This window comes from Flavobacterium orientale, assembly GCF_014638005.1.
GTDB classification, from domain to species: Bacteria; Bacteroidota; Bacteroidia; order Flavobacteriales; family Flavobacteriaceae; genus Flavobacterium; species Flavobacterium orientale.
Genome location: NZ_BMFG01000009.1, coordinates 41,506 through 64,826, shown reverse-complemented (window position 1 = coordinate 64,826; position 23,321 = coordinate 41,506). Strand labels below are relative to the sequence as shown.

The window sequence follows — 23,321 nt, the reverse complement described above, 5'->3', positions numbered from 1 at the left end:
AAATTATATATTTCTTACAAAAGCATCCCTAATCGGATGCTTTTTTTATGGAATTCTAAAAATTAAGTTAAAAATATGTAGGTGTAGAGGTTTTTCAATTAAAAAAATAATTTCAAAAGGCAAAAAAAAGTATATTCGCAAACAGTAAAAATTAATCAAAAAATGAAAAAAATTATTTTAAGTCTTGTAGCATTAATTGCGTTTGCTCCGGCAACCGTTTTTGCTAACGAAGGAATGTGGTTTTTAATGCATATTCAGCGACTAAATCAACGCGATATGCAAAAAATGGGATTGCAGTTAACGGCTGAAGAAATATACAGCATTAACAATTCCAGTGTAAAAGATGCCATTGTGCAATTTAATGGTGGTTGTACTGCCGAAATGATTTCCAAAGATGGGTTGGTATTGACCAATCATCACTGTGGATATGATAAAATTGCAGAACTTTCAACTCCGGAAAGCAACTATTTAAGAGATGGTTTTTGGGCTCAAAACCGCAAAGCGGAATTAAAACCTAAAAGTTTATTTGTGCGTTTCTTCGTTCGTATGGATGATGTAACCAAACGAATTTTAGGTGTTGTAAATGATAAAATGTCTGAAGCTGAACGTGAAGCGGCAATCAATCAGGAAACAGCAAAAATTCAAAAGGAAAATGATGGTGGCGGAAAATATACTGTTTCTGTGCGTCCGTTTTTCCAAGGAAATGAATATTATTATTTTGTTTATCAAGATTACACCGATGTTCGTTTAGTTGGAACTCCAACTGAAAGTATCGGAAAATTTGGTGGTGATACTGACAACTGGGAATGGCCTCGTCACACAGGAGATTTCGCTTTGTTCAGAGTTTATGCTGATGCTAACGGAAATCCGGCTGAGTATTCAGAAAACAATGTTCCGTTAAAACCAAAACACCATTTGCCAATTAGCTTGAAAGGTGTTCAAGAAAATGATTTTGCTATGATTTTAGGATATCCGGGTCGTACAAACCGTTGGATGCCGGCTGAAGGAATAGAGCAAAACGTAAAGTTTGCTTATCCTGCTTGGGTTGAAGGTTCAAAAATGTCAATGGACAAAATGAAAGTGCACATGGATAAAGATGATGCAGTTCGTTTGAATTATGCTTCAAAATATGCTTCTATTGCCAATTATTGGAAAAACAGACAGGGGATGATTGATGCTCTTTCTCAATTTAAAACAGCAGATTCTAAAAGAAAAGTTGAAAAGAAATTTGACAAATGGGCAAACAACAAAAATAATAAAGCTCAATACGGAACAGTTATTAAAGATATCAACGCTTATTATGCTTTAACAAATGAAAAGGCAAAACATGATAACTATTTGAATACTTTATTAAGAGGAACTTCATTTGGAACGTTGCCGGCTCGTTTAGGAAATCAATTGGTAAATTATTCTAAAGCAGATGCCAATCAAAAAGCTCAAATGAAACCTCGTTTTATTGAAATGATTGAAGGAACTTTTGAAACTATCTATTTACCACTTGAAAAAGATGTATTAGCGGGTCAATTAGCTTTGTATGCAGAAAAAGCTAAAGGTTATGCTTTAGCACCAAGTATTCAGGCTATGGTGGATAGCAAAACTGATTTTAACAGTTATGCATCAAACGTAATTGATTTGAGTTTGTTTACTTCAAAAGAAAGACTTTTGGCATTTTTAGAGTTACCTAATGCAGAGTTAGTTTCAAATGATCCATTATACAAATTGTCTTCAGATTTGATTGATCATTTTAATAAAAAATCAGACGAGTTAAAAGCTGCAGAAGATAAATATCAATCAGGTTTCAGAAAATTAGTAGCAGGTTTACAAGAGTCAAAATTAAGTCCGATTTTATATCCGGATGCCAATTCAACGTTGCGTTTAACCTATGGAAAAGTTCGTGCATTACCTGCAGATAAAAGAAACGATGCGAAAATCAATAATTATACAACTTTAGCCGGAATGGTGAAAAAGCATAAAGCAGGTGATCCTGAATTTGATTTGTCACAACCTTTAATTGATTTGTATAACAAAAAAGATTTTGGTCAATATGCAGATAAAGCGGGTTATATGCCGGTTAACTTTTTGACAGATAATGATATTACCGGTGGAAATTCAGGTTCTCCAGTGTTGAATGGAAAAGGAGAATTGATTGGATTAGCGTTTGACGGAAACATCGAAGCGATGGCCGGAGACGTTATTTTTGATGACAAGTTACAAAGAACAATCAATGTAGATATTCGTTTCGTATTATTTATCATCGATAAATATGCGGGAGCCAAACATATTATTGACGAGTTAACTATCGTTAAATAAGGTTTATTATTAATTCAATTAAAAAATCTGCTTCAGCGATGGAGCAGATTTTTTTTTAATATTGAATTTTAAGATTATTCTATTTTTACTTTTGTACTGATGGAATGAGCTGAAAATTCGGGAGCATACATACTTTGCAACGTTGAAATTCCATCAACAAAACTACCGGAATGATTGATGCGAACATCATATTCTAAAACATAAGTTCCTTTCTTAATTGTGTCAAAGAAAAAATGTGTTGCAACATCTTTTGTACTTCTGTAAAAACGTAAACCATCTTTTCTTTCATATTTTGAAATAACATCAACAGGTTCAAAACTCGACGCTCTCAAATCTTTTAAGTGAACAAATTCCAGATCGTTTTCAGTTTTTAAAATTAATCTAATCGTAATTAAATCACCTGGTTTCAATGTTTCTTTGTTTAATTCAACTAATTTATCTCCATCAGAAGATTTTATTTTTTTATATAAATTTTTAGTAATGGATAAAACTGCGGTACTGTCTGATTTGATGTTTTCCAAACTCTCAAAATATTGCCAATATAAACCTCCAAAACCCGCTACAGACGAATTATTTTCAACGGAAACAGATCCCATTTCTTTTGTAATCTCATCTGAATTCCAATTCATTTTGATGTAACCGGTTTCAGCTTCTTTATCTTTTTCGGATAATTTTTTGGTCAATATTTTTTCGTCACCAATTTTGAATTTTGTGTTGTCTATGCTATTTGCCCAATCGCTTCCTTGTAACAATAAAGCATAAACAGCTTCTGTTGTAGCTTTTGTAGTTGGCCAATTTTGCAATTGTTTCTGTTTGAGCAACCAAACTTTCATTTCATCAACATATTTTTTGTCTTTTTCAATTTCTGCAAAAGCTTCAATTAGTAATGCTTGTGTTTCTATTGCAGATTGGTACCAATAATATCCGTTTTTATTTTCAACCCAATACATTCCAAAATCATCATTTCTTGCGACCGTTTCTTTTAAGTTAGTGATGATTTTTTCAGCAAATTTTTTGTCTCCAAAACGATTCATCGTTAAAGCCAAAAGAGCTTTTTTGTATAGCGAATACTGCAACCAATTCGCTTTAAATTCAATTTTTTGGATAGTAATAATGGAGTCAATTTTCTTAGAAACAGGCATTTTTTCAAGATAAAAACTTCGAGTATATAAATAATGTAAATTAGAATAGGTATAATAATTTAAGCGGTCATTTTTTAAACTGCTGTTTTTAATGAAATTAGCATCAAGATGTGGAATCGCTTTTGAAGTTATCTTTTCAAATTTTGAATTACTTTCAGGGAATAACTTTCCTAAATGTCCTAACCCGGCAACAATATGTTGAGTTATAAAAGTATTTTCTTCACCACCATCAAACCAAGAAAATGCTCCGGAAGACAATTGTTTTTCTTCCAACTTTTTAAATGTGCTTTCTTGTAATTCTTTCATTGTATTCAAATCCATAAGCAAAGCCAATCGTTTGTTTTTCAGTTCCTCACTTACAGCATCCAAAAGCCAAGGAGTTTCATTTAATACAATGGATTTTAGTTCTTCATTTTGATTTATTTTAGAAACCGATGTTGGATTGTTTTTCCAAGATTCAAATAAAGTAGCAATTTTTGGGTTGCTGTTGATGATTTCTGTAGCTATAAAATTTCCATAATATCTTGAAAAAGTCTGCTCAGCACATTCATGTTGAAATTCCATCAAATAGGGAAGCGACTGTAACGCCAACCAAGTTGGATTAGAAGTATATTCCAACGTAAATTGATGGTTTTTTAGAGTTTCAGAAGAATTGTTTTTCAAGTTTTCAAAAACATATTCTTTTTTAGAATTTCCTTTTACCCAAATTGGAATGCTTTCAGTTATTAGAATTTTGTTACTTAAAACAGGAAGAATATTTTCTTCACCATCTGAAAAATTACCTGATTTTGCTACAATTTTATATTGTAAACCTTGCAAGCCTTCCGGAATTGTAATTTTCCAAGTAACCGGAACACTTTCTTTTGGTTTGCAATCGAAATTTCGTAGGTTAGAGGTGTTTAATGTGATGCTATCTACTGCTTTCATATTTGATGCATCGAATAGCATTAGCATAGCAATTCCGGATTTAGTTTCATTAGTCATATTCACTACTTTAGCCGAAATAGAAATTGTATCTTTTTCTCTTACAAATCGTGGCATATTAGTTTGAACCATCACATCTTTTTGCGAAATAATAGTGGATTCAAAATAGCCTGCTTCTGCTTTTTTATTATGACCATACAAACGCAATTTCCAACTTGTTAATGATTCAGGATTCGTAAAATTGAAACTAAATTTTCCATCGCTATCTGTTTTTAGATGCGGATAAAAGAAGGCTGTTTCATTAAAATTTGTGCGGGTTTTTACTTGAACAAGTTCTTTTAAAGCACTTTTAGTGTTAATAATAATAACTCCATTTGTTCCGCGATTGCCATAAATTGCAGTGGCAGCGGCATCTTTTAAAACAGAAACTGATTCGATATCATTAGCATTTATATTTCTAAAGGATTCTTGGTTTAAAGGCACGCCATCAATAACGTAGAGCGGAGCAGATGAATTGTCTATCGAACCTACACCACGAATTGTTACTATTAGGTTGTTTGAACCTGGTTGACCTGAAAAAGTTGCTATGTTTACTCCTGCTATTTGACCTTGCAAAGTTGAAAGAACATGATAATTTGGTAAACTCTCAATTGATTCAGCAGTGATAGTAGAAATTGAAGATGTAAGAGTCGCTTTGGACATTGTTCGATATCCAGCCACTACCACTTCTTCTAAAGTATTATCTTCTTCTTCTAAAATAATTTCATAACCATTGTTCTTTTCGACTTTAACAACTTCAGACTTCATTCCTACATAATAAACTGCTAAAACTTCGCCTTTAACCGCCTCAATGCTAAATTTGCCATCAAAATCGGAGGAAGTCCCACGTTTTGTCCCTTTTATAACAATAGATGCACCTGGAAGCGGTAGTCCTTTATCATCTATAACAACCCCATCTACATATGTTGCATTTTTAGGAATTTCTGATAAAGGTCTGATTTTATCCATGTACTTTTTAAGAACATGAGTGTTTTTTGGGTCATTGAAGTTAAAACCAAACCAATTAATTTGAGGGCTCTGAATGTAATAATAATGAAATTTATTGTCTCTCTTAAAATTTTCAAAAGTTTTGTAAATAATATTTTCAAAATTCAAATTTGGATAAGTTGGTTGGTCAAAATATTTATAAAAACTAATGTTTGACCAGTTTTGTGTTGCAAATTGATCCAAAGAACTATCATACATACTTGCCAAAACTTCAGACTCTAATTTTTGATCAATAATTTTAAAAGACCAATTTTCAAGACTACCGGGTTCAATTTTATTCCTCAGACTCAGAATTTCAAAATTTAATTTGGTTTCAATTATTTCTTTTTTTACTGAATGTGTTTTTACATCTGTGGTGTTTTCCCATACCGTTGAAAAATGAAAATGTATGTCCGCATCGTATTTTGCTTTTTTGTTGAACTTAAAAGTTGCTTTTCCATTTTTTAATTGAATCACTTGTTCATTTTCCAACACTTTGTTTTCGTCATAAAATCTAGAAGTTATCCATAAATCCGGTATAACGGAATGAATCTCTATCTCAAAAAAAGGTTCATTTTTTTTTGAGATATCTTTTAGTACAAAAAGTTCGTCTTTTGAGTAAGGGTTCACTTTAGAATCTAATTGGAAATAATTTTCAGTTTTAATGAGATTGTTTTTTTGATCATAAGCTTCTCCTGTTATTTTATAATTTCCGTTTTTAAAAGTTTTTAAAAAATCTAATGAAATTTCTTTATTGTTTTTTGTGTCAAATAAAAATGATTTTACAAAAACTTCTGTTACTTCATTATCTGATTGTTCAAAAGGTTCGTGTGGAAAAAGTTGCTCAAACTCATTTCGACTAAGTGTTTGAATTTCCGGAAACCCGAAAAGACGATTCTTTAAATAACTCTTTTTTTGAAATTCATAAATTTTAATTTCTCCTTTTACATCAATAGGATTATTGTTTAAAGTTGTGGTTTTTATGAATACTTCATTTTTGTCTTCTTTAAACAAATTACGATCTAGTAGCATTTTTAATTCAAGCATTTCTTTACCAACTTTTAGATATTTAGTTGCTGTTCTGGTTTCGCCCTGAATGTCCGTAATATCAGCTTTTATTGTGTATCTGATTAATTGTATGCTATCATTAGAAATACCCTCTTCAATAGCAGGAAAATGAATATTGAAATTTCCATTATTATCTGTAATTGTTTCTGCAATTATATAATCATCATCATTTGAATAAAAGTTTTCATGAGAGGTTGTATTTTTAGAAACTGTATAAGTAACTTTTGCATTTGTTAAATTGTTTCCAGCTAAAGCTTTTGCGTTTCCTCTAATTTTAATGACATCACCAATAGTGTAATTCTCTTTGATTTCATCAAATTTTACTTCAAATGTGGGTCGCTTATACTCTTCTACTGTAAAATAAAAATCTTCTTCATTATAATCTACGTTATCCCAAAATTTGTGTTCTTCTTCTTTTTTGTCATAATATTTTGTATCAACTTCCGCCTGATTAGGTTCATCTATAGTAATGTAAAACCGACCAGTTAATGTGTTTCTTGGAATATCAAATTCTCCTGAAAATGAACCAAATTCATTGGTTTGAGTATCAAATTCTTTTAAAACTGTATCATTTACATCACTAATTTTAACGTTAACACTCACATAGGGTACGACACTTTTTATATTGTCTTTGTTTTGAATCAAAACCCCTTTATAGAAGACTTTTTGCCCTGGACGATAAATGGCACGGTCAAAATAAACCATGACTTTAGCGTAAAAATTTTCATAGTCATCATCATCATCATCATCATCATCATAAATAAAGGTTTGGTTGTGTTTTTTGAGTAAAGTATCATTATTCTTAATTATTAGAATATCGCTGTCGTAAAAATTATGTGAAATATATTTTTTCTTTTTAAATTGTGCCTTCCCTTCTTTATTTGTATTCACTGTATGATCTTCGTTTTTAATACTCACATTTTCTATTGGTTTACCAGTTTTTCGATCTAAAACAGTAATGAAATCGAGTTTTTCATTATTGTCTTCTATAATAGAAAAGTTAGTTACTTGTAAGTTTTCATAAGCAAAAGCGATTTTCTTTTCAATTGTATCATTTAGTGTTTCCATAAAAACCAAATAATTTCCAACATCCATTTTTTCTAAAAGAATTTCAGTGGAATAATTAGAATAATCACCTTTAGAAGGTAATTTTACCGTATGGCTTTTTATTGGTTTGTTTTGAAATTTAAAATTTAAAACCAAAGAATCTCTTTTTGCCAGATCATTTTTTTTACGATCATAAAAAAGAGAATTATCTAATAAATAATTATTTTTTACAGGAAAGCGGTAATAACTAATTTTAACCGAATCAACATTTTTAAAGTTTGCAAAGGCACGGTTATTTTGATTAGGATAAATAGTTTTCTGAAGATTTATAGATAATGATTTACCAAGAATTTGATTTTGATATGCTTCTGCTTCCGCCAAAGCATTGAAATTTATTTTTGTTTTTAAAACAGTGTCAATTAATTGGAGTGCTTCATTATAATTGTTGACATTGTTTTGTTTTGAAGTTTGACTGATATAATATTTTATACGTTCAACTCTTAAAGATTGTTTTAAAAAAGAGCTAGTCGTTTTGTTTTCAAGTTGGGTTATTTTATTAACAAAAGTAGAATTATCGCTATATATTGAGTTAGCAAATTTTAAGCGTTCATAATAAGCAAAATCATTTTTTTCTTTGTTGTTTGATAAGTAAAATAGTTCGTTTTCTTGTAGAATTGCAACTAGTTTTTTTAAATTTTCATCAGTCAAAGAAGACCACTTATAATTGATGAAAGTATTGGATTCTGCGTATAAATTTTCAAATAAGTCAAATTCATATTTGTTATTTTTAACTTCCCGACGGTTTACTTTTGGTTTGTAATGAACAATACTTTTTTCAACTAAAAAATCATATAAACTATAATTTTTAGCATCTACATTTGGAGAGATTTCAAATATTTCTTTGAGAGATTTTATAGAAATGGTTCTAAGCAATTTTTCATTCTGTAACGAATTCTTCATTGCCTTTTCAATTTCAGTATCAAAGTCAAGTGAAGTCCAAGTTAAAAAATCTAAATTTTTTTGAGACTCTAGCTCTGTTCTTTTATCAATGTTATAAGAATATCGATTATAGTAATTCTGTAAAATAGTTGCGTAAATATAATTTAATAGTGCTTTTGAAATCGGCTCAGCTTCCTTAATTTCTTTTTTTAAATTTGAAATAATGGTTAATTGAGCTTTTTCATCAAAAACCTCTTCAAATTTTGACAAATAGAAAAAACACTTGACGATTTGCACTTCATCTTTTTTCTTTTTAGCTTTTTTATAAATCTCTTCTACTTCTTTTTGTGCAGATTGTATTTTTCCGTCTAACTCATATTTGTAAACTTCCTTCCATTGTTGATCAAAATTTTGACTAAATGTAAAAGTGAAAACAAAAAGGAAACAAAGAGTTATTAATTTACGCATACGGGTTTTTTATTAATAGAGTATAAAATGGTCAAGAAGGTTGGATTTTGAGGAAAAAATTTGTTTACTAAAATACTTAAAATTTTTACAACTAAAATGAAACACAAAAACATTTCCTTACTTTTGAAAATAAATTCCAACTATGAAAATGATCTCTTTTATAATTTTTTTAATTTCTATTCCTTCGATGGCTAATTCAGATTTTGAAAAAGCAGAGCAATTGTTTCATAAAGGGAAGTTTCCTGAAGCGAAAATTCTGTTTGAAAACCAACTTAAATCAAATCCGAATCACACAAAAACTTTAGAGTATCTAGGAGATATAGCCGGGAAGGAAAAAAATTGGGATGAAGCTATTGTATACTATAAAAAAATAAAAATCCAATATCCTAAAAATGCTGATTATCACTATAAGTTTGGTGGAGCTATGGGAATGAAAGCTAAAGAGTCGAACAAATTCAAAGCTTTAGGAATGATTGATGAAATTGAAAAATCTTTTTTAACTGCCGCAAAATTAGATGAAAAACACATTGACTCTCGCTGGGCTTTAGTGATGCTTTATATCGAATTGCCGGGTATTGTTGGCGGAAGCGAAACCAAAGCTCAAAAATATGCAGATGAATTAATGAATTTATCAAAAGTTGATGGTTATTTAGCCAGAGGTTTTATTGATGAATATTTCAAACGTTTTACAAAAGCTGAAGCAAATTACATGATTGCTCACGAAATTGGAAATTCAAAAAATACCTTTCAAAAGCTCTATGATTTGTATAAAAACAAATTAAAACAACCACAAAAAGCCGAAGCATTAAAAAATAAATTTGAAAAATAGTAATCCGTTGTCTGTTGTCCGTTATCAGTTAACCGACAACAGATAACCGACAACCGACAACAGAAAATGAGAACCCACTTTATCGCCATTGGCGGAGCCGCCATGCACAATTTAGCACTTGCCTTACACCACAAAGGTTATCACGTTACCGGAAGTGATGATGCTATTTTTGAACCTTCCAAATCACGTTTAGAAAAGTTTAGACTTTTGCCTAATGAAATGGGTTGGTTTCCTGAAAAAATAACTACAGAAATAGAGGCAATTATTCTCGGAATGCACGCCAAAGCCGATAATCCGGAATTATTAAAAGCAAAAGAATTGGGCTTGAAAATTTATTCTTATCCTGAATTTTTATACGAACAATCAAAAAATAAAACCCGTGTTGTGATTGGCGGTTCACATGGGAAAACGACAATAACTTCAATGATTTTACATGTGATGCATTATCATAACATTGAAGTTGATTATATGGTAGGAGCACAGCTGGAAGGTTTTGATACGATGGTTCATCTCACCGAAAAAAATGATTTTATCGTTTTGGAAGGAGATGAATATTTATCATCTCCAATTGACAGAAGACCGAAATTTCATTTGTACCAACCCAATATTGCATTACTTTCCGGCATTGCATGGGATCATATTAATGTGTTTCCAACCTTTGAAAATTATGTAGAACAGTTTGAAATTTTTGTAAATCAAATTACAAAAGGTGGCATTTTGGTCTATAATGAAGAAGATGAAACCGTTAGAAAAGTAGCTGAAGAAACGACCAACACCATCCGAAGATTACCTTATCAAACGCCCAATTATTCCGTTGAAAAAGGAACTACTTATCTTGATACTCCCGAAGGACCAATGCCAATTGAAGTGTTCGGTGCTCACAATTTGAATAATCTTGCCGGAGCCAAATGGATATGTCAAAATATGGGTGTGGATGAAGCCGATTTTTATGAGGCAATAGCCAATTTTAAAGGAGCTTCTAAAAGGTTAGAAAAAATTGCCGAAGGAAAAGGAAAAGTAGCTTACAAAGATTTTGCTCATTCACCCAGTAAAGTTGCTGCAACTACCAAAGCCGTTAAAAATCAATATCCCGATAGAAAATTAGTGGCGTGTTTAGAATTGCACACCTATAGCAGTTTGAATGCCGAATTCTTGAAAGAATACGAAGGAGCTTTAGATGCTGCCGATGTTGCCGTTGTGTTTTATTCGCCAGACGCTGTTAAAATCAAACAACTGGAAGAAGTAACGTATGACCAAATCGCACAATCTTTTAAACGAAATGATTTGATAATTTATACGAATCCAACTGAATTTAAAGATTTTTTATTTTCAACTAATTTGGATAATTCTGCTTTGTTGTTGATGAGTTCAGGGAATTATGGTGGTTTGGATTTTGAGGAGGTTAAGCAATTAGTCAATTAGGGAATATGTCAATGAGTCATTGAGGGAATTAGCAGTAGTTTTAATTGGCAAATTGCCACATTGACTAATTACTTCTCATACCGAAAATGCCCCACAATCGTATAACTAAACAAGCAGTCCTCCAAAACCTGTCCGCCACCCACATTGTGCACAATTAAATTGCGTTTACCATCTGTTGATTTTTTGTGTGTAACAATACCAATATGCGGAAGCTTGTCGCCAATCATCCAAGTTACAATATCGCCGGTTTTATAATCGGAAGCATTTTTAGTAACTGTCAGTTTTTCTCCTTTTCGTTCAAAAAACACTTCTAAATTGGGAACCCTTCGATGGTCAATATTAGTGTCAGTTTTTTTTAATCCCCATTTTTTAGGATAGAGCGAAAAGTTTTTTTTCATGTCTTCGTGTACTTCTTTTTGCAAATCAACACCCAATTTCCGGTAGGCACGAATAATCACATCGGTGCAAACACCTTTGTCTTTTGGCACATCACCATTTGGATATTTTATGCTCACATATGACGGATCATAAGTCACTTTGTCTTTTGTTAATTCCAAAGCGGCGTCAGATAATTTTTTAGAAAAAGTAGTTGAATTGAAAGATAGTATTCCAATTAATAAGAAAGAGAGCAGTGTCTTCATGAAAATGTTTTTAAAATAAACTCAAAATCAAAATTTTTAGTACAAAAAAAATGCCTCTTTTGTTAAAGAAGCATTTTTTGTTACGTTGTAAAAAATTTAATCTTTCAAAAACTCATCAAATGATTTTAATTGAAATGGAATGCCAAGTTTAGTTCCCTGATCAATTAATTTGGTTTTATATTTTCCTTTTAGAGCATTTAAACTTGTTGTTGCTTTAGAATATAAATCCATCACATTTTCAATGTTGTCTTTTTGAGAAGGCGATGGTGCGTCAAATTGTTGAGCAACAGAGGCATAAATTGTACTCAATTTTTCTCTTAATTGTGGTTCAGCGGCACCAACATACATATCTCCTGTTGTCACAACCATTGTGTTTTTTAGAGCATTAAACTCCGCATCAATCTTGTTATTTGCTTTTGCTGTTTTTGGGTCTTTTTCAATTATTTTTTTGTTAAGAGCTATTAACTCGTCTAGTTCATAAACGAAATAGGCTAACTCTTCATTTTTATCAAAAAGCATTTTTGCAGCTTCAGCTTGAAGTTTTCTTTCGCTTGGCGTTATTACACTTTTTGGGTCGTTAACAACTTTGAATTCATGTGTGTAAACCTCTTTTCCTTTTGTCAAAACTGCTTTATAAGTACCTTCCGGAACTCTTGGAGAAGTGAAGCCTCCAAAACTTAATGTTTTTGCAGTTGCAATTTTTGGATTTCTGGTGTTGTAATTCCATGAAACAATATTAATCCCTTTTTGATTTCCTGCAGGAAGTGTCACTATTTTATTTCCATTCGTATCCTGAATTTCCAAATCCATTTTTCCAAACGTATTTCGTTTTTTCAAATAATAGATGATTTGACCTGAGGTATTTGGATTTGGTCCAACAAACTCCAATTCAGAAGCGGTGCCACCAAAACTGGATTCTTCTTCAATCACAAATGGTTTTCTATCAAAAAAATGAACTTCTTTTTTCAGGATTTCGGGAGTGATTTGTCTGAGTGTACTTATGTCATCAATTATGATAATTCCTCTACCATGTGTAGCCATTACCAAATCATTTGTTTTTGGATGTAAATCCAAATAATGCACCGCCACAGCAGGCATATTATTTTCAAATTTAGACCAATTTTTACCGCCATCAACAGTGATGTATAATCCTATTTCTGTACCTAAGAATAATAAGTTAGGATTTTTATAATCCTCTTGAATATTTCGTGCAAAACTTCCTATTTCAGGAGTGGTAATTGATGTCCATGTTTTTCCAAAATCAGAAGTTTTATAAACATAAGCAGTATAATCATTTTTTGAATGACCATCAAAAACGGCATATGCAGTTCCTTCATTGAAAACGCTTGCTTCAATGTGATAACACCAGGTGTTTTTTGGTAATCCTTTAATATTCGCCGTTACATTAGACCATGTTTTGCCACTATCTCTTGTAATTTGAACATTGCCATCATCAGTTCCGGCCCAAATTACGTCTTTGTTTAAGGGTGATTCTGCGATGGTAAAAATGGTACAGTGATTTTCGGCTCCGGAATTGTCAACAGAAAGACCACCTGATTTTTCTGTATTTGTTTTTGTAGGATCGTTAGTGGTTAAGTCGCCTGATATTTTTCGCCAAGTTTGTCCCATGTAATCAGAAACATGAACAAATTGACTTCCGGCATAAATTCTGTCAGGGTTGTGAATTCCGGTAACAATAGGTGTATTCCAGTTGAAACGTAATTTTGGGTCGCCTTTTACGGCAAGCGGTTGAATGGTTTTTAATTCTTTAGTTTCTAAATTATATCGCCAAATGTTTTCGGCACCTTGCATTTCACTGTAAATGATTTTTTTGGTAGGATGTTTTAAAACACGAAATCCATCGCCATAACCCACAACATGCCAGTCGCGAGCTTCAATGCCGCCGTCACTTTTACTTGGGCCATACCATGAGCCATTGTCTTGCAAACCTCCATAAATGTTATAAGGTTCTTCATCATCTAAACTTAAATGATAGTACTGTGAAAGGGGTAGATTTTTTACAATGTCAAGTGTGTTTCCAGAATCCCAACTTCTGTATAAACCTCCATCGGTTGCCACATAAATTCGATTGCTGTCATGTAAATCAACAGTAACATCATGAATATCAGCATGCATGTTTCCTAGCGGTTTAAATGTTTTTCCACCATCTCTACTAATGGAACCTCTTAAACCACCTTTGTATAGAATATCCGGATTTCGAGGATCAATTGTAATTCTTGAAAAATAAAACGGACGAACAACCAATTCAAAATCACTATTTAAATGTTTCCAACTGGCACCTGAATCTTCAGAACGATATAAGCCTTTGTCTTTATCTTGTTCGGTTTCCAAGACAGCATATAAAACTTCAGGTTTTGATGGAGCTACTCCAATAGCAATTCTGCCCAATTGCCCTTTTGGAAAACCATTGTGAATTTTGTTCCAAGTTTTACCGCCATCAATAGTTTTGTACAAGGCAGAATTATATCCTCCGGAATTAAACGACCATGCGGTTCTTCTGAATTCCCAAAAACTGGCATACATAATATCCGGATTAACGGGGTCAATTACCAAGTCTGCACAACCTGTTTTTTGATCTACATAAAATGATTTATTCCATGTTTTTCCGCCATCTGTTGTTTTATAGATGCCTCGATCTTCACTATCACCCCAAAGTGCACCAAGAACTCCAGCCCAAACTACATCACTATTTCTTGGGTCAACAATTATGGATGTAATTCGGTCTGATTTTGGTAAACCCATGTTAGTCCAATTCAAACCACCATCGGTTGATTTATAAATTCCATCTCCAATAGATACACTATTACGGGTCCATGGTTCACCTGTTCCAACCCAAATTGTGTTGTCAGGATTATTAGGGTCAATAGTAACACAACCAATCGATTGAATGTGTTTGTCAAAAATAGGAGAGAAGGAAGCACCACCATCTGAACTTTTCCAAACGCCACCACCGGCAGCACCAATGTAGATTATTTTGTTGTTTGTGGGGTGATTTGCTATGTCTGAAATTCTCCCGCTCATAATAGCCGGACCAATCTGACGGGCTTTGATATCACCAAATAATTCTTTGCCTTTTAAAATTATTTCCTCTTGTGCTTGAACTTGAAAAGCAAAAATGAAACTTAAAGCAACAAGTAATTTGTTATAGTTTTTCATTGTTGAGTTTGGTTTAAAAAAAATCCCCAAAATTTATATAATGGGGATTTTTAAAAGTTATTAGTTTTATTCTTTAAAGCTAAAAGCACTTGGATCAACTGTTGGGTTTAAAGTAACTTTCTTCACCACCATAGCTTGTCCCATTTGATTCATTGTAAAAGGAAAATACAACCCGTCAACTTCTTGGTAGTCACTCATTGTTGTTGTTGACATTTGTCCTTTCATCGGGCCTTGTTTAATTTCAGTTTCTGTTAAAATCGGAACATTATTTTCTGTGTCAAAATAATAGAAGACTACATTATCCACTTTTTCACCATCAACAGTTTGCGGTTTTTTTGTGATTTTAACTTTGTAACATTCCGTTCCCTCCTTGGTTTCTTTTCCTAGATAGTCTGCAGTATATCCTTTTGCTTTATAATTTAACAAAACATCAGGATAATCGTTAGCTTCTTGTTTAATGTTTTCAACCATTTCCGATTCCATTTTTTCAGCTTTCATGGTCATAAAATTTGTTGACCAAGCTGTTGTTCCATCAAATGCCATTTGAGTAATTTCCTGACCTTGGAAATTAATTTTCAAATACATTTTACCGCCTTTAAGCTGAACCATTTCTACAGGAATTTCCATACCCTGATAATTCACACTCATTTCCATTTTTGTTCCGGTTAGTTTTTCAAACTTCTCAGCACCTCCAATTGTTTTGAAGTAATTACTGATAATTTCGTCTGCATTTTGGGCAAGAGAAGCTACAGAAGCAAGCAAAAATGAAAATACACAAACTAGTGTTACACTATTTTTTTTCATAATAAAAAGTTTTATTTTGATTGAATTAGTAATAAAAATAATAAAAATGTTACAAACTAAAACTAAAAATTATTAATTTTAAATTTTAATAACATTTATACGCCAAACAACATGGAAGAAAAAACAAATTTCTCAATTAAATATTGGGCAGAAGACGATAAGCCAAGAGAAAAGTTAGTACTAAAAGGAAGAGCTGCTTTAAGCGATGCAGAATTGCTAGCCATATTAATAGGCTCGGGAAGTAGAAATGAAAGTGCAGTTGAATTGAGCAAAAGAATCTTAGCTTCAGTTCAAAACAATCTAAATGCTTTAGGAAAAATGTCAATCAATCAATTGATGACATTTAAAGGAATTGGTGAAGCAAAAGCAATTTCAATTATTGCCGCAGTTGAATTAGCCAGAAGAAGAAAATCAGAAGAAGCAACACAGTTAGTTAAAATTACTTCCAGTAAAATCATATTTGAAATCATGCAACCCTTAATAGGTGAACTACCTCATGAGGAATTTTGGGTATTATATCTCAATAATTCCAATAAAGTAATCAAAAAGGAACAACTTAGCAAAGGAGGAATTACAGGAACTGTGGTAGATGTTCGATTGATTTTAAAGTTAGCTTTAGAAAATAATGCCACATCATTAATTCTGTCACACAATCATCCTTCCGGCAGATTGGAACCAAGTGAACCTGATATAGAAATTACACAAAAATTAAAATCAGCAGCAAGACAATTGGAATTGTCAGTTATTGACCATATTATTGTAACAGAAAATGGTTATTATAGCTTTGCCGATGAAGGTGTAATGTAAAAAACAATAAAGTGTCAGAAACAAGAAAAAGTCAAGCAAAAATTCTACGTATTTTTAGAAAAATTCACAGAACAACTGGTGCGTTTTTGTTTGTTTTCTTTTTTATAATTGCGATTACCGGGTTTTTATTAGGAATAAAAAAACACAGCGGTAGTATGATTTTACCCGAAACAAAAAAAGGAACATCTACAGAATTGAGTAGTTTTATTCCTTTGGATAGTTTACAAAATAATGCAGTTAATTTTTTGTCAGTTTATTTGAACGATAAAAAAAAATCAGAAATTGATAGAATTGATGTTCGACCTGAAAAAGGAATGGTAAAGTTTACGTTCAAGTCTCATTTTTATGAAGTGCAACTAGATGGTGCAACTGGAGAATTACTTCAAATTGACACAAGACGATCTGATGTGGTTGAGAAAATTCATGATGGGTCAATTGTTGATTATTATTTAGGATTTCAATCAGGAACTTTTAAATTGATTTATACTTCAATCATGAGTTTTGCTTTGCTGGTGTTTACAATTACAGGATTTTGGTTGTGGTATGGACCCAAAAAAATGCGAAAATCTTAGGCTAATTTTTAGAATTGATTAACAACTCATTTTTCAAAATATCAGTATCTTTCCAAAATAAAATTAACGCAATGATTCAAACCAAAGATTTGAAATTTTCATTTAATGAAAAAACCACTTTTTCATTTCCCGATTTGCATAATGAAGCTTCACAAACTTTGTTGATTACCGGAAACTCGGGCAAAGGAAAAACAACTTTGTTGCATCTTTTGGGTGGATTACTTCGGCCTGATTCAGGTTCCATTTCAATTCAAGATACTACAATTTCATCATTATCTGAAAAAGAACTTGATCAATTTAGAGGTAAAAATATTGGGTTGGTTTTACAACAATCGCATTTTGTTGCCTCATTAAATGTGCTTGAAAATGTTGTTTTGGCTTCTTGGTTGTCAAACGGAGAAAAAGCAACAGAAAAAGCAAAATCATTATTGGTTGCACTTGATTTAGAAGATCAAATATATAAGCTTCCTTCTAAATTAAGTATTGGCCAACAACAGCGGGTTTCAATTGCGAGAGCTTTGATTAATGAACCAAAATTGCTTTTGGCAGATGAACCTACTTCAAGTTTAGATGATGAAAACGCAGCAAAAGTTGCTGATTTATTGCAAAAGTTGTCAAAGGAACACAAGGCTTCATTGATAATTGTGACGCATGACCAACGATTAAAAGACACATTTTCTAACCATATAAATTTAAATTAAGATGATTGGAAAATTAGCTTGGAAAAACCTTTGGTTCAAACCATTAAATACCGTTTTAAGTCTAGTGTTACTCACGGCTTCTGTTGCTATTATTTCGCTTTTGATTTTATTACAAGAGCAGTTTGAAAAACAATTTTCAAGTAATATTGATGGAGTTGATTTGGTTATTGGAGCACAAGGAAGTCCATTGCAATTAATTCTTTCGGCAGTGTATCAAGTAGATGCTCCAACCGGAAATATTAGTTACAAAGAAGCTCAGGTATGGATGAATCATCCTTTTGTAGAAACTGCAATACCGTTAGCTTTTGGAGATAATTATCGAGGCTTTCGGATTGTTGGAACAACTCCTGATTATTTAGAAAAATATACAGCTAAAGTTGAAACAGGAAAAATTTTCGAAAAAGATTTTGAAGTAGTTGTTGGCAGTGAGATTGCAAAAAAATTAAATTTAAAAGTTGGCGATACTTTTTTTGGAACTCATGGCGATTCTCAGGAAGGTGATGTTCACGAAGATTTTCCTTATGTAGTAACAGGAATTGCTTCACCAACCGGAAAAGTTGTTGACAATTTGATACTTTCAACAGTTGAAAGTGTTTGGGCTGTTCATGGTGATCATGGTCACGATCATGAAGGTCATGTACATGATGAAAATTGCAATCACGACCATGACGAAGTTGATGAAAATCCGGCACATGGTGAAGAAGGACATGTTCATGAAGAAGGCGATGAACACGATCACGAAGAAGAAAATGAAATTACAGCCGTTTTAATTAAATTCAAAAGTAAGATGGGTATCATTTCTTGGCCAAGAATGATTGCTCAAAACACGAAAATGCAAGCGGCACTTCCGGCAATTGAAATCAACAGATTATTTTCACTTTTTGGATTTGGACTTCAAGCATTAGAATATCTGGCTTATGGAATTATGTTGATTTCCGGAATTAGCATTTTTATTGCACTTTACAATCGACTCAAAGAAAGAAAATATGAATTTGCATTGATGCGGGTATCAGGAGCATCAAGAATTCAACTTTTAGTTTTAGTGCTTTTTGAAAGTTTGCTATTATGTATTGTAGGTTTTCTTTTTGGTACAATTGTTGGAAGACTTGCCTTGTGGATAATTTCATCAACAACAGATGAACAATTTAAAATGGCTTTTGATCCGTTTATAATACTATGGGAAAAAGAAGGAATTTTATTTTTGGTTACTATATTTGTTGGGATTTTAGCTGCACTACTACCGGCAATTAAAGCATATACATTAAATATTTCAAAAACATTATCAAATGCGTAAAATTTATATTGGTTTCATATTGGTTTTCATAGTTTTAGCTTATTTGGACACAACTTTTGTTCCAAAACAAGTGAAAGCAACTACATCTAATAAAGTAGATCAAAACAGCAATTTGCAATCGGCTTCGTTTTTAAATTTAGAAAATCCATTTCAGCATACAAAGCCCGATACATTAACATGGAAATTATTGGGCGAAATTAAATATGTAAAAAAACCAAGCAAAGACTATCCTGACGGGGTAATGTTTCCTATTATTAATTCAAGTTTAAAACAAAAAGGAAAGAAAAAAATTGTGATGAGTGGTTTCATAATTCCAATTGATAATGTTTCCTATGCATTAAGTAAAAATGTATTTGCTTCTTGTTTTTTTTGTGGTCAAGCCGGACCTGAAACCATTATGGGAATTAAATTTAAAGGAGCAACTCCAAAACTAAAAACCGATCAATATGTTACCCTTGAAGGTGTTTTTAGATATAATGATAACGATGTTAACGATTGGATTTATCATGTAGATGAAGCCGTTATTGTAAAAGGAGCTAAATAATCAAAGCCGTTTAATCTTTTCCATTACTATTTATCATTTTTAATGAAACCTTTTCAAAACAAATCGGATATTTTTTTTGATTTAGATCATACACTTTGGGATTTTGAAAAAAATTCAGCATTAGCTTTTGAAGTGATTTTTGATAAGCATAAATTAGATTTAGATTTATCCCTTTTTTTAAATTTTTATGTTCCTACTAATCTAAAATATTGGAAATTATATCGTGATGAAAAAATTTCTCAAGAAGATTTACGCTATTTTCGTTTAAAGGAAGTTTTTGATTTGATGAAGGAAGAAGTTCATGACGATATAATTCATTTAATTGCCAAGGAATACATTGTTTATTTGCCTCAATTCAATAATTTATACCAAGGAGCTTTGGAGATTTTAGAGTATTTACATCCAAAATATAAATTACACATCATAACCAATGGTTTTCATTCTGTACAAGAAGGAAAGTTAAAAAACTCAAATATTAAACAGTACTTTACAACCGTAACCAATTCAGAATTGGCAGGGGTAAAAAAACCTAATCCGCTCATTTTTGATTACGCATTAAAATCTGCTAAAGCTCAAAGGGCAACAAGCATTATGATTGGTGACAGTTTGGAAGCCGATGTTGAAGGGGCAATAAATTCGGGTTTGGATGCTATCTTTTTTAATGAGTTTAATATTGAAGTAACACCTTCTATAACTCAAATAAATCATTTACTTTTATTAAAAAATTATTTATAAACAATCAATTATACTATGAAAAAATATATCCTTCTTTTGTTGCTCATATTTTCATTTTCAAGTTGGTCTCAAACTTTGAATAACTATAAATATGTTATAGTTCCAGCAAAATTTGAATTTATGAATTCTGAAAATGAATATCGATTAAATACCATCACAAAACATAATTTGGAAAAAATTGGATTTATATGTTTTTATGATAATCAAGAAATTCCATCACATATTTCTTTTGAGGAGTGTGAAGCTTTAAAAGTTGATGTTGAAAGAGTAGGCAGATTTATTTGGACAAAATTAAAAATTGTTTTTAAAGATTGTAATGGCACTATTATTTACAGCAGCGAAATTGGAAGTAGTAAGGAAAAAGATAATAAAACAGCTTATGAAGAAGCTTTGAAAAATGCCTTTACCTCATTGAATAATTTTAATTATAACTATTCAGCGAATAAAAAAACAAATTCTAAAGTGACTGTTATTAGCGATAAAAAAGCAACAGAGGTTGTTGAAATTCAGCCCACTGAAGCTCAAGCAATTTTACTTTCAAAATCTGATGAAATTCTTTTTGCTCAACCCATTTCAAATGGTTTTCAGCTAGTAGATTCAACTCCAAAAGTGGTTTTTAAGTTGTCAAAAACAGATAATCCTTCAGTTTTTTTAGCTCAAAAAGGATCTCTGAATGGTGTTGTCACTTTAAAAGATGGCAGTTGGTTTTTTGAATATCAAGAAAACGATAACGTAGTTTCAGAAAAATTGACAATAAAATTCTAATATCCATATTTATCTTTCCAGCGGTTTTTTAAAAATTGCCTAAGTTCTTTTTCTCTCGCATTATTTCCGGGTTCATAAAAAGAAGTGTTTTGGATTTCATCAGGCAAAAATTCCTGCTCAGCAAAATTATTTTCATAATCGTGCGAATATTTGTATTCGTCACCATAGCCTAATTCTTTCATCAATTTGGTTGGTGCATTTCGAAGATGTAAAGGAACAGGCAAATCGCCGGTTTGTTTCACGATTTGTTGTGCTTTTCCGATAGCTAAATAACTCGCATTGCTTTTTGCGGATGTAGCCAAATAAATCGCACATTGACTCAATAAAATTCTGCTTTCAGGATAACCAATAGTTGTTACCGCTTGAAATGTGTTGTTTGCCATGATTAAAGCAGTTGGATTGGCATTGCCAATATCTTCACTGGCTAAAATGAGCATTCGTCGGGCTATAAATTTCACGTCTTCGCCACCTTCAATCATTCGAGCTAACCAATAGACCGCTCCATTTGGGTCACTTCCGCGAATAGATTTGATGAAAACCGATACAATATCATAATGTTGTTCGCCCGTTTTGTCATATAAAACGGTGTTCTTTTGAACCAACTGCATCACTTTTTCATTTGTGATTTCAATCGAATTTTCTTCTGTTGCATTAACAATCAATTCGAAGATATTCAGCAATTTTCTTCCATCGCCACCGGAAAGTCGCAATAGAGCTTCGGTTTCTGTTAAGGTAATTTGTTTGGTTTTTAAAATTTCGTCTTGTTCAATTGCACGGTGTAACAATTGTTCTAAATCATCTTTAGAAAATGCATTTAATACATAAACCTGACATCTTGACAATAAAGCAGGAATCACTTCAAAACTCGGATTTTCAGTAGTAGCTCCAATCAATGTAATCCATCCTTTTTCAACTGCTGCTAATAATGAATCTTGTTGTGATTTACTAAAACGATGAATCTCATCAATAAACAAAATCGGGTTTTTAGCGGTGAATAATCCGCCACTCATTTTGGCTTTTTCAATCACTTCCCGAATGTCTTTTACCCCAGAATTAATGGCACTCAGCGTAAAAAAAGGACGTTTGCTTTCTTGAGCCATAATTTGAGCCAACGTCGTTTTTCCGGTTCCCGGTGGACCCCATAAAATTAAACTAGGAATAATTCCTTTTGCAATTTGATGCGTCAACGAACCTTGTTCGCCAACCAAATGTAATTGACTAATGTATTCTGATAAATGTTGTGGCCTGATGCGTTCGGCAAGTGGTGCTTCCATGATGTAAAAATACTGATTTCTGACAAAAAAGCACTATATTCGTTTTGGTTGAATTTTTGATTCAAATCCTCATATGAAACAAAAACCATTTATTTTTTCAACATCTGTAATTGCATGGCCATTATTTTTTGTATTGGCTTTGTGGATTGTTTTTTGGATAGAAGTTCGATTTAAAATTGACCTAAGTGAATTCGGTGTTTTTCCAAGAACTTGGAGTGGATTAAAAGGTGTGATTTTTAGTCCTTTTTTGCATGGTGATTTGAATCATTTATATAATAATTCTATTCCATTATTATTTTTAATTGCCTTATTACGCTATTTTTACAGAGAAGTTTCTTTACAAGTTTTAGTTTTTGGAATTCTAATTTCCGGACTCGGCACTTGGTTAATTGGTCGTGAAAGCTATCATATTGGTGCTAGTGGATTGATTTATGTTTTGGTGAGTTTTATTTTTTTTAAGGGAATTCAAACTCGTTATTATCGTTTGGTTGCTTTGTCCTTAATGATTGTAATGTTGTATGGCGGAATGATTTGGTATATTTTTCCGGATGTGGAGAAAGGAATTTCTTGGGAAGGACATTTGGCCGGATTTATTACAGGGTTTTTATTTTCACTTTTATACAAAGCCGAAAAATATAAAAAACCAATTCGTTATGAATGGGAAAAACCGGATTTTAATCCCGAAAATGATCCATTCATGAAACGTTTTGATGCCAATGGAAACTTTGTTAATCCACCAAAACCGGAAGAAATTTCGGAGATGGAATCGTCAAAACCTTTCGAGTCGTCTCAAAATGTTTTTTATGAATTTATTCCAAAAAAAGAAGATTAA

At 32.0% G+C, this 23,321-nt stretch carries 16 protein-coding genes; 11 read left to right on the top strand and 5 right to left on the bottom strand.

What is annotated here, in order from left to right; translation table 11 throughout:
• The first annotated feature begins 162 nt into the window (after window positions 1-162).
• Window positions 163-2,310 carry a S46 family peptidase gene (locus tag IEV15_RS11630; RefSeq protein WP_188362699.1) on the top strand — a complete coding sequence of 716 codons (2,148 nt, stop codon included), beginning with the start codon at window positions 163-165 and terminating at the stop codon, window positions 2,308-2,310.
• Window positions 2,311-2,384: 74 nt separating this feature from the next.
• Here the strand turns inward: IEV15_RS11630 and IEV15_RS11625 are convergent, their stop codons facing one another.
• Window positions 2,385-8,924, bottom strand: a complete 6,540-nt coding sequence (locus IEV15_RS11625; protein ID WP_188362698.1) for an alpha-2-macroglobulin family protein — start codon at window positions 8,922-8,924, stop codon at window positions 2,385-2,387.
• Window positions 8,925-9,066: 142 nt separating this feature from the next.
• Here IEV15_RS11625 and IEV15_RS11620 point away from each other — a divergent pair, with 142 nt between their 5' ends.
• Together IEV15_RS11620 and IEV15_RS11615 are read left to right on the top strand one after the other, a co-directional pair.
• On the top strand, window positions 9,067-9,753 hold the full coding sequence (locus tag IEV15_RS11620; protein WP_188362697.1) for a tetratricopeptide repeat protein: 687 nt from the start codon (window positions 9,067-9,069) through the stop codon (window positions 9,751-9,753).
• A 66-nt stretch (window positions 9,754-9,819) separates the two neighbouring features.
• Window positions 9,820-11,175: a UDP-N-acetylmuramate--L-alanine ligase gene (locus IEV15_RS11615; RefSeq protein ID WP_188362696.1), complete on the top strand. Its 1,356-nt coding sequence runs from the start codon at window positions 9,820-9,822 to the stop codon at window positions 11,173-11,175.
• A 68-nt stretch (window positions 11,176-11,243) separates the two neighbouring features.
• Here IEV15_RS11615 and IEV15_RS11610 read toward each other — a convergent pair whose 3' ends face one another.
• The 3 genes from IEV15_RS11610 to IEV15_RS11600 all read right to left on the bottom strand — a co-directional run bounded on the left by IEV15_RS11610 (window position 11,244) and on the right by IEV15_RS11600 (window position 15,797).
• The gene (locus IEV15_RS11610; RefSeq protein ID WP_188362695.1) at window positions 11,244-11,816 is read right to left on the bottom strand and encodes a DUF1287 domain-containing protein; all 573 of its coding nucleotides are present in this window, start codon (window positions 11,814-11,816) and stop codon (window positions 11,244-11,246) included.
• Between the two features lie 96 nt (window positions 11,817-11,912).
• On the bottom strand, window positions 11,913-14,993 hold the full coding sequence (locus tag IEV15_RS11605) for a WD40/YVTN/BNR-like repeat-containing protein (RefSeq protein ID WP_188362694.1): 3,081 nt from the start codon (window positions 14,991-14,993) through the stop codon (window positions 11,913-11,915).
• Window positions 14,994-15,059: 66 nt separating this feature from the next.
• On the bottom strand, window positions 15,060-15,797 hold the full coding sequence (locus IEV15_RS11600) for an outer membrane lipoprotein-sorting protein (RefSeq protein WP_188362693.1): 738 nt from the start codon (window positions 15,795-15,797) through the stop codon (window positions 15,060-15,062).
• 111 nt (window positions 15,798-15,908) lie between these two features.
• Here IEV15_RS11600 and radC point away from each other — a divergent pair, with 111 nt between their 5' ends.
• The 7 genes from radC to IEV15_RS11565 all read left to right on the top strand — a co-directional run bounded on the left by radC (window position 15,909) and on the right by IEV15_RS11565 (window position 21,215).
• Window positions 15,909-16,604 (top strand): RadC family protein, encoded by a 696-nt coding sequence (gene radC / locus IEV15_RS11595; protein WP_188362692.1) that lies wholly within the window; start codon window positions 15,909-15,911, stop codon window positions 16,602-16,604.
• A gap of 11 nt (window positions 16,605-16,615) precedes the next feature.
• On the top strand, window positions 16,616-17,176 hold the full coding sequence (locus IEV15_RS11590; RefSeq protein WP_188362691.1) for a PepSY domain-containing protein: 561 nt from the start codon (window positions 16,616-16,618) through the stop codon (window positions 17,174-17,176).
• 71 nt (window positions 17,177-17,247) lie between these two features.
• Window positions 17,248-17,877: an ABC transporter ATP-binding protein gene (locus IEV15_RS11585; protein WP_188362690.1), complete on the top strand. Its 630-nt coding sequence runs from the start codon at window positions 17,248-17,250 to the stop codon at window positions 17,875-17,877.
• 1 nt (window position 17,878) lies between these two features.
• Window positions 17,879-19,171, top strand: coding sequence for an ABC transporter permease (locus IEV15_RS11580; RefSeq protein ID WP_188362689.1), 1,293 nt, complete (start codon window positions 17,879-17,881; stop codon window positions 19,169-19,171).
• The gene (locus tag IEV15_RS11575) at window positions 19,164-19,715 is read left to right on the top strand and encodes a hypothetical protein (protein WP_188362688.1); all 552 of its coding nucleotides are present in this window, start codon (window positions 19,164-19,166) and stop codon (window positions 19,713-19,715) included. The genes IEV15_RS11580 and IEV15_RS11575 overlap by 8 nt, the downstream gene beginning before the upstream one ends.
• Before the next feature lie 42 nt (window positions 19,716-19,757).
• Window positions 19,758-20,450 carry a YjjG family noncanonical pyrimidine nucleotidase gene (locus tag IEV15_RS11570; protein ID WP_188362687.1) on the top strand — a complete coding sequence of 231 codons (693 nt, stop codon included), beginning with the start codon at window positions 19,758-19,760 and terminating at the stop codon, window positions 20,448-20,450.
• A 15-nt stretch (window positions 20,451-20,465) separates the two neighbouring features.
• A complete protein-coding gene (locus tag IEV15_RS11565) occupies window positions 20,466-21,215 on the top strand; it encodes a hypothetical protein (RefSeq protein WP_188362686.1) in 750 nt (249 codons plus the stop codon).
• Here the strand turns inward: IEV15_RS11565 and IEV15_RS11560 are convergent.
• On the bottom strand, window positions 21,212-22,489 hold the full coding sequence (locus tag IEV15_RS11560; protein WP_188362685.1) for a replication-associated recombination protein A: 1,278 nt from the start codon (window positions 22,487-22,489) through the stop codon (window positions 21,212-21,214). The two genes, IEV15_RS11565 and IEV15_RS11560, sit on opposite strands and share 4 nt — an antisense overlap.
• Window positions 22,490-22,562: 73 nt before the next feature.
• On the opposite strand from IEV15_RS11560, the gene IEV15_RS11555 reads away from it, so the two are divergent.
• On the top strand, window positions 22,563-23,321 hold the full coding sequence (locus IEV15_RS11555) for a rhomboid family intramembrane serine protease (protein ID WP_188362684.1): 759 nt from the start codon (window positions 22,563-22,565) through the stop codon (window positions 23,319-23,321).